At 67.1% G+C, this 13,211-nt stretch carries 16 protein-coding genes and 2 tRNA genes; 7 read left to right on the top strand and 11 right to left on the bottom strand.

Features of this window, described 5'->3' with window-relative positions; genetic code table 11:
* Positions 1-119 precede the first annotated feature (119 nt).
* From rplJ to mepK, 3 genes are all read left to right on the top strand, one after another.
* Positions 120-635 (top strand): 50S ribosomal protein L10, encoded by a 516-nt coding sequence (gene rplJ / locus CV103_RS18960; protein ID WP_015460255.1) that lies wholly within the window; start codon positions 120-122, stop codon positions 633-635.
* A gap of 59 nt (positions 636-694) precedes the next feature.
* Positions 695-1,075, top strand: coding sequence for a 50S ribosomal protein L7/L12 (gene rplL, locus CV103_RS18955; RefSeq protein WP_015460254.1), 381 nt, complete (start codon positions 695-697; stop codon positions 1,073-1,075).
* Positions 1,076-1,279: 204 nt separating this feature from the next.
* Entirely contained in the window at positions 1,280-1,834 is a 555-nt protein-coding gene (gene mepK, locus CV103_RS18950; RefSeq protein WP_107395904.1) for a peptidoglycan L,D-endopeptidase MepK, read from the top strand.
* A 20-nt stretch (positions 1,835-1,854) separates the two neighbouring features.
* On the opposite strand, the gene thiE is transcribed toward mepK, so the two are convergent.
* The 8 genes from thiE to tkt form a co-directional block, all read right to left on the bottom strand.
* Entirely contained in the window at positions 1,855-2,556 is a 702-nt protein-coding gene (thiE, locus tag CV103_RS18945; RefSeq protein WP_107395803.1) for a thiamine phosphate synthase, read from the bottom strand.
* On the bottom strand, positions 2,553-2,939 hold the full coding sequence (locus CV103_RS18940; protein WP_107395802.1) for an antibiotic biosynthesis monooxygenase family protein: 387 nt from the start codon (positions 2,937-2,939) through the stop codon (positions 2,553-2,555). The genes thiE and CV103_RS18940 overlap by 4 nt, the downstream gene beginning before the upstream one ends.
* A gap of 19 nt (positions 2,940-2,958) precedes the next feature.
* The gene (locus CV103_RS18935; RefSeq protein WP_015460250.1) at positions 2,959-3,873 is read right to left on the bottom strand and encodes a class I fructose-bisphosphate aldolase; all 915 of its coding nucleotides are present in this window, start codon (positions 3,871-3,873) and stop codon (positions 2,959-2,961) included.
* Positions 3,874-3,941: 68 nt separating this feature from the next.
* On the bottom strand, positions 3,942-4,370 hold the full coding sequence (locus CV103_RS18930) for a VOC family protein (RefSeq protein WP_107395801.1): 429 nt from the start codon (positions 4,368-4,370) through the stop codon (positions 3,942-3,944).
* A 623-nt stretch (positions 4,371-4,993) separates the two neighbouring features.
* Positions 4,994-6,172 (bottom strand): phosphoglycerate kinase, encoded by a 1,179-nt coding sequence (locus CV103_RS18925; protein WP_015460248.1) that lies wholly within the window; start codon positions 6,170-6,172, stop codon positions 4,994-4,996.
* Entirely contained in the window at positions 6,169-6,636 is a 468-nt protein-coding gene (locus tag CV103_RS18920) for an MOSC domain-containing protein (RefSeq protein WP_107395800.1), read from the bottom strand. The genes CV103_RS18925 and CV103_RS18920 overlap by 4 nt, the downstream gene beginning before the upstream one ends.
* Before the next feature lie 12 nt (positions 6,637-6,648).
* Positions 6,649-7,659, bottom strand: coding sequence for a type I glyceraldehyde-3-phosphate dehydrogenase (gene gap / locus CV103_RS18915; protein WP_015460246.1), 1,011 nt, complete (start codon positions 7,657-7,659; stop codon positions 6,649-6,651).
* A 12-nt stretch (positions 7,660-7,671) separates the two neighbouring features.
* A complete protein-coding gene (gene tkt, locus CV103_RS18910) occupies positions 7,672-9,639 on the bottom strand; it encodes a transketolase (protein WP_015460245.1) in 1,968 nt (655 codons plus the stop codon).
* A gap of 170 nt (positions 9,640-9,809) precedes the next feature.
* Here tkt and CV103_RS18905 point away from each other — a divergent pair, with 170 nt between their 5' ends.
* The 4 genes from CV103_RS18905 (at position 9,810) to CV103_RS18890 (ending at position 11,416) form a co-directional block, all read left to right on the top strand.
* Complete coding sequence (locus CV103_RS18905) at positions 9,810-10,037, top strand: hypothetical protein (protein WP_107395903.1); 228 nt, start codon at positions 9,810-9,812, stop codon at positions 10,035-10,037.
* Positions 10,037-10,381: a cell division protein ZapA gene (locus CV103_RS18900; RefSeq protein ID WP_107395799.1), complete on the top strand. Its 345-nt coding sequence runs from the start codon at positions 10,037-10,039 to the stop codon at positions 10,379-10,381. The genes CV103_RS18905 and CV103_RS18900 overlap by 1 nt, the downstream gene beginning before the upstream one ends.
* A 175-nt stretch (positions 10,382-10,556) precedes the next feature.
* Positions 10,557-11,207 (top strand): 5-formyltetrahydrofolate cyclo-ligase, encoded by a 651-nt coding sequence (locus CV103_RS18895; RefSeq protein ID WP_084653032.1) that lies wholly within the window; start codon positions 10,557-10,559, stop codon positions 11,205-11,207.
* Positions 11,204-11,416 (top strand): DUF2842 domain-containing protein, encoded by a 213-nt coding sequence (locus tag CV103_RS18890; RefSeq protein ID WP_015460241.1) that lies wholly within the window; start codon positions 11,204-11,206, stop codon positions 11,414-11,416. The genes CV103_RS18895 and CV103_RS18890 overlap by 4 nt, the downstream gene beginning before the upstream one ends.
* Before the next feature lie 69 nt (positions 11,417-11,485).
* Here the strand turns inward: CV103_RS18890 and CV103_RS18885 are convergent.
* The 3 genes from CV103_RS18885 to CV103_RS18875 form a co-directional block, all read right to left on the bottom strand.
* Positions 11,486-11,562 (bottom strand) — tRNA-Asp (locus CV103_RS18885).
* A 49-nt stretch (positions 11,563-11,611) separates the two neighbouring features.
* Positions 11,612-11,688: transfer RNA gene (locus CV103_RS18880), tRNA-Asp, on the bottom strand.
* Positions 11,689-11,751: 63 nt separating this feature from the next.
* Positions 11,752-13,014: an AI-2E family transporter gene (locus CV103_RS18875; protein ID WP_211314424.1), complete on the bottom strand. Its 1,263-nt coding sequence runs from the start codon at positions 13,012-13,014 to the stop codon at positions 11,752-11,754.
* Positions 13,015-13,211: the final 197 nt, after the last annotated feature.

The raw sequence follows: 13,211 nt of genomic DNA, 5'->3' as shown, positions 1-13,211 counted from the left end.
TACCCCTTCGGACTTGCCGTGCGGACTGCGTATCCGTCTGCCGGCGCAATCACCCGTATCCGGCATGCCGGCTGCGGGGCCTCGGCGGATGTTCCGTCGGGGCAGTCAAGGAGTAAGGCATGGATCGAGCTCAGAAAGCCGACCTGGTCGCCGAACTGAAGAGCACCTTCGCCGAGAGCGGCGTGGTCGTCGTGACCCGCAACCTCGGCCTTACCGTCGCGCAGTCCACTGCGCTTCGGGTGAAGATGCGCGAAGCCGGCGCCAGCTATCGGGTATCGAAGAATACGCTCGCCCGCATTGCGACCGAAGGCACGCCGTACACAGCGATCAACGATCTGCTGGTGGGGCCGACGGCGCTCTCCACGTCTGCCGATCCGGTGGCGGCCGCCAAGGTCGTCGTCGAATTCGCGAAGACCAACGACAAGTTGGAAATCGTCGGCGGCGCGATGGGTGACACCGTCCTCGACGTGAATGGGGTGAAGGCTCTGGCGACGCTTCCGTCGCTGGACGAACTGCGCGCGAAGATCATCGGGCTCGTCAGCGCGCCCGCGACCAAGATCGCCCAGGTGCTTCAGGCGCCCGGCGGCCAGGTCGCTCGCGTGCTTGGCGCTTACGCCGCCAAGACCGACGCCTGATTTTCGATACCGTTTCACTGACACTGACTGGGGCGCTGCGCCCCGCATGGAGACTTTAAATGGCTGACCTTCAGAAGCTTGTTGACGATCTTTCCGCCCTCACCGTTCTCGAAGCCGCTGAGCTTTCGAAGCTGCTCGAAGAGAAGTGGGGCGTTTCGGCCGCTGCGGCCGTCGCCGTTGCCGCTCCGGCCGCCGGTGGCGCCGCCGGTGGCGCTGCCGCCGAAGAGAAGACCGAGTTCGACGTGATCCTCACCGGCGACGGTGGCAAGAAGATCAACGTCATCAAGGAAGTCCGCGCCATCACCGGCCTGGGCCTGACCGAAGCCAAGGCGCTCGTCGAAGGCGCGCCGAAGGCGATCAAGGAAGGCGTCGGCAAGGACGAGGCCGAGAAGCTCAAGAAGCAGCTTGAAGAAGCCGGCGCGACCGTCGAGCTCAAGTAAGCTTCCTCGCTTCGGCGAAGAACAGGAAGGGCGGCTCCATCCGGGGCCGCCCTTTTTTGCGCCCGGAAACCGGCTTTTCGTTGCCTGGCCTTAACGGAAACAAGACGGACCGTGGCGCTGGCGGGGCCGATTCCCCACATGGTTATTCCTTATCAACCGCACCGGCGTATTTTCTGATCCGGGTTTGAAAAGCGGTTGGGCATCATGACTGTAGCTACGAGACACACGGATCGGCGTGGGCTGCTGGCCGGCGCCCTCGCCCTCGGGGCCGGCGCGCTCCTCACGCCGAAGGCAGCTTTCGCCATGGTGGGCGAAAAGCGGCTGGCCTTCCGCAACGTCCACAACAACGAGCGGATCGACGCGCGCTATTGGGGCGCGAGCGGCTTCGATGCGGACGGGTTGGCGGAGATCAACCACGGCATGCGCGACTGGCGCACCGGCGACGTCACCACGATGGATCGCGATCTGATCGACCTGCTGGTGGCGCTGCGCGACAAGCTCGGCGCCTCGCCGCGATCCTCCTTCGACCTCATCTCCGGCTATCGCTCGCCACAGACCAACGCCTCGCTGCACGCCCGCAGCAACGGCGTCGCCACCAAGAGCCAGCACATGCTGGGCAAGGCGAGCGACATCGCACTGCCCGGCGTGCGGCTGGAGACGCTGCGCACGGCGGCGCTTTCCATCGGCCGGGGCGGCGTCGGCTATTATCCGCGCGACGGCTTCGTCCATGTCGATACGGGGCGCGTCCGCACCTGGTGAAGGCGCCGCCGGCTGGATACTCAGGAAGCGGAGAGCAGCGCCGCGAATTTCCTGACGGCCGCCGCCGGCCCTTCCGGATCGTTCCAGACGGCGCCTGACACGGCGAGGAAATCGGCCCCGGCATCGATCAGGGGCTTGGCATTGTCCGGCGTGATGCCGCCGATCGCGACACAAGGTATGCCCGTCACCGTCGACCACCAGCCCAGGATCGAGGGATCGGGCCGGTGCTTCGTCTCCTTGGTATCGGTGGGATAGAAGGCGCCGAAGGCCACATAATCGGCCCCCGCCTCGCCCGCTTCCATCGCCAGATGCCGGCTGTCGTGGCAGGTGACGCCGATCTGCGCGTCGCGGCCCAGTTGCTCGCGCGCGTCGCGGGGATCGCCGTCATCCTGGCCGAGATGGACGCCATCGGCCTTCAGGCGCTTGGCAAGGCCGATCGAATCGTTGACGATGAAGGCGACCTCGCGATCGGCGCAGACCTTCTGCAGCGGCGGTGCCAGCGCGGCGATGGCATGTTCGTCGATGCCCTTGAGGCGAAGCTGGAAGGCCGCCACGGGGCCGGCATCCAGCGCCTCGGCCAGCCTATCGGCAAAGCCTTCGTCGATCTTCGGCGGCGAGATCAAATAGAGCTGGCAGGCGGGCTTTTCCTCCTGCTCGAAACGGTCCGCGAAATGCGGGTCGAGCGCCAGATCCTCGTCGTCGAAATCGTCCTGATCGTTCATTTCAATCCATGTCCGCCGATCGGCCGGGTCGAATGGCCGTTGTCCATGCCCGCTATCAGCGGGCGCGCCCTGGCGATAGCGGCACGGACCGCGGGAAGCGAGAGCGAAGCCGCATGCGCTTCCCTGCTTTCCCAAACCTCGGTGATCCACAGCGCGTCGGCATTCTCGCCGTCCTCGGCCACGATGTAGCTGAGGCAGCCGGGCATGTCCGAAACGCCACCCAGCAGGATTTCCGCCAGCGCGCCCCGCTGGCCGGGCCGGGCCGTCATCCGGCCGATCAGCCCATACATCGCCGCGTTGGCCGGAGCCCCGGCCTGCGCGGTGCCGGCGAGCGCCGCGACGGCGGTGGACCCGGCGATGAAATCGCGTCTCAACAATTCCATCGCCGGTCCTTTCCCCGGATTATTCCTCGTTCTTGTAGATGCGGACGAGCTTGTCGAGCATCGCCAGCGCCTCGTCGCGCGGGCGCTGGAAGGTGTTGCGGCCGATGATCGATCCGTTGCCGCCGCCATCGCGGATGTCGCGGGCATCCTGATAGACGGCGTCCGCGCCCTTGGCCGCGCCGCCCGAGAAGACGACGATGCGGCGGCCGTTGAAGCAGCTCTTCACCACATGGGCGACGCGCTTGGCCTGGGTGGAGGCGTCGAAGCCCTCATAGGCCTTCTTCGCGTCCTTCTGCTCGATATGGTCGGTCGGCAGCTTCACCTTGATGATGTGCGCGCCGAGCAGCGCCGCCATGTGCGCGGCATAGGCGCCGACGTCGAGCGCCAGCTCGCCATCCTTGGAAAGATTGCCGCCGCGCGGATAGGACCAGATCACGGTGGCGATGCCGACGGCGGCGGCTTCCGCCCGCATCTCGCGGATTTCTTCCATCATCTCGAAGATGTTGTCCGAACCCGGATAGATGGTGAAGCCGATGGCCGAGCAGCCGAGCCGCAGCGCATCGTCGACCGTGCCGGTGACGGCCTGGTCGATGGAGGTGGCCCAGCTGTTCGAGGAATTGACCTTCAGGATCGTCGGGATCTGGCCGGCGAAGGCATCGGCGCCGGCTTCCAGCATGCCGAGCGGGGCCGCATAAGCCGACAGGCCGGCATCGATGGCGAGCTGATAGTGGTAATGCGGGTCATAAGCCGGCTCGTTGACCGAGAAGCTGCGCGCCGGGCCATGTTCGAACCCCTGGTCCACCGGCAGGATGATGAGCTTGCCGGTGCCGCCGAGGCGACCCTGCGTCAGGATGCGGGCGAGATTGGCCTTAACGCCGGGATTGTCGCTTTCATACTTGTCGAGAATGGCTTTGACGGTGGGCGTGAAGGTCATCGTCGGCTCCTGTTGGGACATGTCCCCGCGTCCCTATCCGAATTGTCCCGCAGGACAAGACCTGTCGGTCAAATCCTGTCCTGTTCGGGACCAACAGGCCATGGCGGCCCTTTCAGCTCCAGCATATTGCCTTCCGGGTCGGCGAGGTAGATCGAAGGCCCCTCCCCCTCCGCGCCGTAGCGCGAGGCGATTTCGGCCGCGATGCCATGGCCGGCGAGAAAGGCCAGGATCGCATCGCCATCCCAGGGCGACACGCGGAAGCAGACATGATCGACATTGCGCCCCTCCCTGCCCGGCGGAGCGCCGCCCATCGCGCCGAGCGCGCCCTCCACCGGCACGAGATCGACGAGCGCGGTGCCGAGGCGAAGCTGATAAAGGCCGATCTCCGCCTGCACCTTCTCCAACCGCGCGCCTAGGATGCCGGTGTAGAAACGGATCATGCGATCGAGATCGACCACCCGGAGCACGACATGATCGATGGCCGCGATGGAAATCATGCCGGCGGCACCACCCGCCGGGGTCCGGCGCGGCGCCCGCCGAATCCAACGAAGTTGAGGAAGTTGAGGATTGCCAGCGATATCGGGCGGAAGCCGGGTATGGCCGGCAAGCGGCTAATATTACGTCGATTTCCTTCGATCGTGGCCATGAAGGGACTTTAGCATGATCCAACGGCCGTAGGACAGTTCCAACGAAGATCGGGATCATGCGGGGCATGGGCGACGAGTTTCGGAATTCCCTTCCGTCATTCCCGCGAAGGCGGGAATCCATGGCGTCCCGACGTCGCGGCCCTTCCGGGGTCAGCGCCTATGGATCCCCGCCTGCGCGCGGATGACGAAGAAAGGGGCTGTTGCGGTTCTGGCGATGCACCGTTCCAACGGGGGTCCCCGCTTGCGCGGGATGACGGAGGGGCTGCCAGCGAAGCGGCTGCCATGGCGCCGGCATTTCAGCCGACGGACGGCATGGCTGCCATAAGGCCGGACACCCCGTCCCCCGCTTTTGTCATTCCCGCGAAAGCGGGAATCCATGGTGTCCGACGTCGCGGCCCTTTCGGGGTCGGTGCCTATGGATCCCCGCCTGCGCGGGGATGACGAAGAAGGGGATTGGCGCCCGCCCCCAAGGCTCAGCCGAGCGCCTTCACGCCCGGCAGTTCCTTGCCTTCCATCCATTCGAGGAAGGCGCCGCCGGCGGTGGAGACGAAGCTGAACTGATCGGCCACGCCGGCATGGTTGAGCGCGGCCACCGTATCGCCGCCGCCGGCGACCGATACGAGCTGGCCGGCGGTGGTGAGGGCCGCGGCCGTCCGGGCAAGGGCCACCGTGGCGGCATCGAAGGGCGGAATCTCGAAGGCGCCGAGCGGGCCGTTCCACACCAGGGTGCGGCAGGTCTTGAGCGCATCGCCCAGCGCCTCGACGGCGGCGGGGCCGACATCGAGGATCATCTCGTCCGCCGCCACCTCATGCACGTTGACGGTGCGTGTCGGCGGATTGGCGCGGAATTCCTTGGCCACCACCACGTCATAAGGCAGGTGGACGATGCAATTGGCCTTGTCCGCCGCGTCGAGGATTTCGAGCGCGGTGCCCGTCAGATCGTGCTCGCACAGCGACTTGCCCACATCCACGCCGCGCGCGGCGAGGAAGGTGTTGGCCATGCCGCCGCCGATGATGAGGTGATCGACCTTGGCAACGAGATGCTTGAGCACGTCGAGCTTGGTGGAAACCTTGGCGCCGCCGACCACGGCCGCCACAGGGTGCTCGGGCTTCCCCAGCGCCTTTTCCAGCGCTTCCAGTTCAGCCTGCATCGAGCGGCCCGCATAAGCGGGAAGCACGTGCGCCAGCCCCTCCGTCGAGGCATGGGCGCGGTGCGCGGCGGAGAAGGCGTCGTTGACGTAGATGTCGCCGAGCGCGGCGAAGCGCTGGACGACGGCGGGATCATTCTTCTCCTCGCCGCCGAAGAAGCGCGTATTTTCAAGAACGGCGATGTCCCCCGGCTGGAGCGTCGCCACGGCTTCCTTGTCGCCTTCCCAATCGATGTAGCGGACCTCGCGGCCCAGCACATCGGCCAGCGGGCGAACGATCTGCGCCAGCGACAATTCCGGCGTCGGCGCCTTGGGCCGGCCGAAATGGGCCAGAACCAGCACGATGGCGCCCTTGTCCGACAGTTCGGACAAGGTGGGCGCGGCGGCGCGCAGACGGGTATCGTCCGTCACCTTCGCGCCGTCCATGGGCACGTTCAGATCCTCGCGCACCAGCACGCGCTTGCCGCGGATATCGCCCAGATCGTCCAGCGTCTTGAAGGTCATGATGTCCCGATCCTTACTTCGTCGCCGATGGCAAGCTCGCCCCCGGCCAGCACCCGCGCCGTGATGCCGCCGCGCCAATCGGGCACGAGCGCATCCTGCAGGCCGGGCGCGATTTCATCCATCCGGCGGCACGGGTCGCATTCGCCGGTAATTTCCAGCACCACCCCGCCCGCGAAAAGAAGGCGGGCGCCCGCCTCGCGCGGGAGATCGATGCCATCCACCAGCAGGTTGGCGCGGCGGACCCACCAGTCGAGCGGCTGGACCAGCCCCAGATCCGCCATCGCCGCATCCCAGGCCGCGCGGGCGATCACCGTCACCTGACGGCGCCCCTTGCCGCCCGGTTTCACCGCGCCGCGATGATCGCCATGGATGCCGAGCGACGGGGTGACGATGGCGGCATCGATCGTCTCCATGGGGCCGCGCGGCCGATCATGGCGCGCGATCCCCAGGAGACGGCCGGTCATGCCTGCCTTGCCTTAGAGCAGCTTGCCCATGGCGGCGCCGGTATCGACCATGCGGTTCGAGAAACCCCATTCATTGTCATACCAGGAAACGACGCGCACCAGCTTGCCGTCCAGCACGGCGGTTTCGAGGCTGTCGACCGTCGAGGAAGCCGCGGTGTGCTGGAAGTCGATCGAGACGAGCGGCTCGTCCGTATAATCGAGGATGCCGGCCAGCGGGCCGCTTTCCGACGCCGCCTTGAGGATGGCGTTCACCTCTTCCTTGGTGGTGTCGCGCTTCGGCGTGAAGGTGAGATCGACGAGGCTGACGTCCGGCGTAGGCACGCGGACGGCCGAACCGTCCAGCTTGCCCTTCAGTTCCGGCAGCACCTCGCCCACGGCGCGGGCGGCGCCCGTGGTCGTCGGGATGATCGACATCGCGGCCGCGCGGGCGCGGCGGAGATCCGGGTGGATCTGATCGAGGATCTTCTGATCGTTGGTGTAGGCGTGAATCGTGGTCATCAGGCCACGCTCGATGCCGATGGTGTCGTTCAGCACCTTGGCGACGGGCGCCAGGCAGTTGGTGGTGCACGACGCGTTGGAGACGATGTTGTGCTCCGGCTTCAGCTTGTCGTCGTTGACGCCGAACACGACGGTCAGGTCGACATTCTTGCCGGGGGCCGAGATCAGCACCTTCTTGGCGCCGGCGGCGATATGCTTCTCGGCCGACGCGCGATCGGTGAAGAAGCCGGTGCATTCGAAGGCGATGTCCACGCCGTTGGCGGCGTGCGGCAGGTTGGCGGGATCGCGCTCGGCCGAAACCTTGATGCGCTTGCCATCGATGATCAGATCGTTGCCGTCGACCTCGACCGAGCCCGGCCAGGTGCCGTGCACGGAATCGCGCTTGAAGAGCAGCGCGTTGGACTTGGCATCGGCGAGATCGTTGATCGCGACCAGTTCGAGCCCGCTGTCCGGACGCTCCAGGATCGCCCGCGCGACGAGACGCCCGATACGCCCGAACCCGTTGATCGCTACCTTCACCGCCATGGTCTCGTCTCCTTAGTTGCCAAGCGCCGCAAGAATCTTGGGCGCGATCGCATCGGGCGTGAGCCCGAAATATTCGTAGAGGGCCGGCGCGGGCGCCGACGCGCCGAAGCCGTCGATGCCGAAGCGCAGGCCGTCAAGCCCGACATAACGTTCCCAGCCGATCGTCGTGCCGGCCTCGATCGAAATCTTCAGCACGTCGGCGGGCAGGATTTCCGCCCGATATTCCGGGGTCTGCGCATCGAATCGCGACCAGCAGGGCATGGAGACGACATCGGCGCCGATGCCGGCGGCTTCAAGCCTTTCCGCCACGCCGAGCGCGATTTCCACCTCGGAACCGCTGGCGACGATCACCGCCTTGCGCGCGGCGGTGGCGCCCCGCAGGCGATAGGCGCCCTTCGCCGAAAGATTCTCGTCCGCGCCCGTCCGCACCTGCGGCAGGTTCTGGCGGCTCAGCGCCAGCAGCGACGGGCCGTCCGCCTTCTCCAGCGAAAGCGCCCAGCATTCCGCCGTCTCCACCGCATCGGCGGGGCGATAGACGTCGAGATTGGGCATCACCCTGAGCGACATGAGATGCTCGATCGGCTGATGGGTGGGGCCATCCTCGCCCAGCCCGATCGAATCGTGCGTCATCACATAGACGACGCGGGTCCGCTGCAGCGCCGACAGGCGGATCGCCGGGCGGCAATAATCGGAGAAGACCAGGAAGGTGCCGCCATAGGGGATGACGCCGCCATGCAGCGCCATGCCGTTCATCGCGGCGGCCATGCCGAATTCGCGGATGCCGTAATAGATGTAGCGGCCGGAATAATCCTTGGCGGTCAGCGGCTGCTGGATCTTGGTCTTGGTGTTGTTCGAACCGGTGAGATCGGCCGAACCGCCCACCATCTCCGGGATCGCGGCGGTCAGCGCTTCCAGCGCGTTTTCCGAAGCCTTGCGCGTGGCGACCTTCTGCGGGTTGGCGAGCAGCGCCTGGATATGCTCGGCAGCGGCGGCGTTCACCGGCAGCCGGCCTTCCATGCGGCGCGTGAATTCAGCGCCCTGCGCATGCGCGGCCAGCCGCTTTTCCCATTCGGCGCGGACGGGCGCGCCGCGGGCGCCGGCCTCGGCCCAGGCGGCGGCGATGTCCGCCGGAATCTCGAACGGGGCCGAATCCCAGCCCAGCGCGGCGCGGGCGGCGGCAACCTCGTCCCCGCCCAGCGGCGAACCGTGGGTGGCCGACGTGCCCTGCTTGTTGGGCGCGCCATAGCCGATGACGGTGCGGCAGGCGATCAGCGACGGGCGCGGATCGGCGATGGCGGCATCGATGGCGCGGGCGACATCGGCCGGATCATGGCCGTCGCAGGCGATGGTGTGCCAGCCCGAGGCATCGTAGCGGCCGAGCACATTCTCGCTCGACGAAAGGTCCACCGATCCGTCGATGGTGATGCGGTTGTCGTCCCACAGCACGATCAGGCGGCCGAGGCCGAGATGGCCGGCCAGGCCCACCGCCTCATGGTTGATGCCTTCCATCAGGCAGCCGTCCCCGGCGATCACCCAGGTGCGGTGATCGACAAGGTCGTCGCCGAAGGTGGCATTCAGGTGGCGTTCGGCGATGGCCATGCCCACGGCGGTGGCGAAGCCCGAGCCCAGCGGGCCGGTGGTCGCTTCCACGCCGGCCAGCTCGAAATTCTCGGGATGGCCCGCGCACGGACTGTGGAGCTGACGGAAATTCCGGATATCCGCCATCGTCGGACGGGCGTACCCCGTAAGATGGAGCAGCGAATAGATCAGCATCGATCCATGGCCGGCGGACAGGACGAAGCGGTCGCGATCAGCCCATTTCGGCGCCTGCGGATCGAACTTCAGATATTGGGTGAACAGCACGGTCGCGGCGTCGGCCATTCCCATCGGCATGCCGGGATGCCCGGAATTGGCCGCCTGCACGGCATCCATCGACAGCGCGCGAACGGCGTTGGCGAGTTGCTTGGGAGCGACGGTCATGGGCAAGCCTTGTATATCAAGCGGGATGGAAACCGCAGGGGCTGCGGCGATTCGAATGGGATCGCGGGTCCCTTTGTAGCGCGGAGCACCGATCGTCAACCACGGTGGAATGCACCGGGCGCGCGGTGCGCGATATTGATGCGCGCCCGAGCCGTGCTATGCGTGCGGCGATGACCGACGAGCGCCTGATTTCCGCGATCGATCGCATCGAACGCGCCCTCGCCCGCCTCGAAAGCCGGGGTTCCGGCCGCCCCGGCGGCGATCCCGCCATGGAAGCGCTGGGCCAGCTGCAGCAACGCTACGACCTGCTGGCCGAGCGGGAACGCCGCCTGCGCGAGCGCACCAGCGCGGCGATGGAGCGGCTGACGGCGATCATCGACCAGCGGAAGGCGGGCTGATGGCGGAAGTCGACCTCGATATCGGCGGGCGCCGCTACGCGCTCGCGTGCCGCGACGGCGAGGAGGCGCATTTCCGCCGGCTGGCCGCGATCATCGACGAGCGGATGGCGCGGGCGACGCAGGCGGTGGGCGGCCTGAACGAGGTGCGCCAGTTCCTTTTCGCCTCCCTGCTGCTGGCCGACGAGCTGGACGAGGCCAAGCGCGGCGCGGCGCCCCGCACGGCTGCCACCCCCGCCCCCGCCGCGACGCCGGCGGCGATCGAGCCCGCCGCGCTGACCGCGCTGGAGCGCCTGGCCGACCGGCTGGAAGCGCTGGCCGGCCTGAACGACGCCGATCGCCCTTGAGCCGGGCCGGACGGACGCCTAAATAGGAAGACGGCGGGCACTGCCCGGTACGAGCCTTTGAACATCCCTGAGGCGATTCATCATCCAAGGGAGCTGTCCCTGTGAGGACCCTGGTCCAAAACACACGGCCCCCACCTGACGTTTACGGCGTCAGAGGATATTCCGGAAAACGGCCATGGTGGTCCCGCCAACCCTCCAGCCGCCTTTCCTCCTGCCGCCCACGGCCCGGCTTCGGCATGATCCGGGCGGCATGATCCCGGCCAAGGCCGACCTGCGGCGCGCGCTGCGCGGCCGGCGGCGCGACTTCGCGGCGCTGCTCGATCGCGAGGGGCGGTTGCGCGAGGCGGCCGACGCCCTCGCCGCCCAGGCCCTTCCCCATATCCGGGACGCGCGCGTCATCGCCGGCTATTGGCCGATCGGGTCGGAGGCGGACCCCCGACCCCTCCTCCACGCGCTCCACGATCGCGGCCGCGCCGTCGCCCTGCCCCGCGTCACGACCCCCGAAAGCCCGATGACCTTCCATCGCTGGCGCCCCGGCGACACGCTCGTCGCCGGCGGCCACGGCCTGCTCCAGCCCGCCGACGGCGCGCCCGCGCTCCTGCCGGACCTGATCGTCACGCCGCTGGTCGGCTTCGACCGGCGGCTGATGCGGATGGGCCAGGGCGCCGGCTATTATGACCGGCTGTTCGCGCGCTTTCCCGATATCCGCAGGATCGGCCTTGCATGGTCCGCGCAAGAAGTGGAGGAGGTGCCGGCCGATCCGTGGGACATGCCGCTCCACGCGATCGCCACCGAACGTGAATGGATCGAACCGGAGACCGCATGACCCCGAGCTGGCGCAAACCCGCAGGCATGTTCCTGATATTGGCGCTGATCGGCCTGTGGGCATTCGCCGCCGTGACGATCGTCGAGGCGCTTTCGCCGCCGGAGTGGATCGCGATGGCCCTCTATGTCGTGGCGGGGTTCGCCTGGCTATGGGCGCTGCCGATGAAGCGCCTGCTGCGCTGGATGGAACTGGGCGTCTGGAAGGATTGAAGGCGCGTGGGGAGCGCGAAGCGCGCCCTTCCCGCTGCATGGCTGCGTTGCACGCTGATGCATGGGAAGTGGCGCGAGTGACGGGGCTCGAACCCGCGACCTCCGGCGTGACAGGCCGGCGCTCTAACCAACTGAGCTACACCCGCACAAAATGCGAAGCTCGATCCTTTCGAAAACCACCCCCGTTACAGGGAATGGCGCGAGTGACGGGGCTCGAACCCGCGACCTCCGGCGTGACAGGCCGGCGCTCTAACCAACTGAGCTACACTCGCATCGAAGCGATGAGGCGCGCTCCCTAGAACCGCCCCCGATGGCTGTCAACCGCCATGGAAGGATTATTGTGGAGAACTCCGCCTCGCCTCGCGCTCGGCCTCCATCGCGGCGATCACCTCGTCATGATGGCCGTTGGTGAGCGTGCCTTCCTCGAACAGGAAGCCGGCGATGTCCGGCTTGCCCGCCGCATCCAATATCGTCTTGAGGATGATGAGCAGCGGCACCGCCAGCAGCGCGCCCGTGGTGCCCCACACCCAGCCCCAATAGCTCAGGGCGATCAGGATCAGCAGCGGATTGATCGTCAGCCGCCGCCCCACCAGCGTGGGCGTGAGCACGTTCGCCTCGATCAGGTGGATGGCGACGAAGATCGCCGCCGGCGCCAGGCCCACCCATACGTCGGGATAGGTCATCAGCCCGCCCGCCGCCAGCAGCAGCGCCGCCGCGATCGGCCCGAGATAGGGGATGTAGTTGAGCAGTGCGACGATGCCGCCCCACATCATCGGCGTTTCCATGCCGATCGCCCACAGCGCCACCGCCACCAGCGCGCCCAGCGACATGTTGATGATGGTGATCGTGCCCAGATAGGCGGAGGTGGAATCCACCATCTCCTGGATCACCCGCGCCGTCATCATCGCGTTGGAGAAGCTCGACCGGCTCTGGATGATTCGGCGGCGCATCCGCGTCCAGCCGGACAGGAAGAAGAAGACCACCAATATGCCGAAGAACATCTGGATCGCGGCATAAGGCGCGGAGGAAGCCACGATTTCCAGCAGCGAATTGGGCGTCTGCACCGCGACAGTCGCCGCCGCTGTCGGCTTGCGCGCGAAGGTGTGGACCAGATCGTCGATGAAGCGTTCGAAGCTGGCGTAAAGCTCGATTAGCGGCGAAAGGTTGGCGCGCATCTGGCCGGCGCGTTCCGGAAGGCGGGCGAACCAGTCGCTGGCCGGCACGACGATGAGGGCGACGGCGATATTGGCCGCGCCCAGGAACAGCGACATGCAGGCGAAGGCCGCGAGCGCGGACGGCACGCGCCGCCGCTCCAGCCATTCGAGCAGCGGCACCAGCGCGATCGCGACCACGAGCGCCGCCGTCACCGGAAGGAAGAATTCCGCCCCCGACCGGAGCGCGAAGGGCGTGCCGAGGAACAGGCCCGCCCCGCCCAGCAGCGTCAGCGCCGCGAGCAGCCGATCGCGGCGATAGGCCATCTCCGCATTCTCGGCCCGCGCGCTGTCCAGCGCTTCCTCGACGGCGTGATCGATCACGTCCTCGATCTCGGTGGCGAGATTGCGTTCGTCGTCTTCTTGCCGGGCCGGATACTGGTTCATCGCTCACACTTCATTAAGCTTCGCCTGCTCTACATGCATTCCGCCGTCGGCCACAACGCCGCATCGCGATTCGACGGGGGGCCGCCACCGGCCCGCCAAGCCACCCGTTTTCTCAATGGGTTCCCCGGAACGTGCATCGGGCCGTCCCGTGAGCGTAACGACTCGTCGTGCGACATTTGACTCCTCGCCCCGCCGAC

The sequence above is a fragment of the Edaphosphingomonas fennica genome (assembly GCF_003034225.1).
In the GTDB taxonomy this organism is placed as follows: domain Bacteria; phylum Pseudomonadota; class Alphaproteobacteria; order Sphingomonadales; family Sphingomonadaceae; genus Sphingomonas_E; species Sphingomonas_E fennica.
Note: the sequence above shows the minus strand (reverse complement) of the source record. Positions and strands in the feature narration are given on the sequence as shown.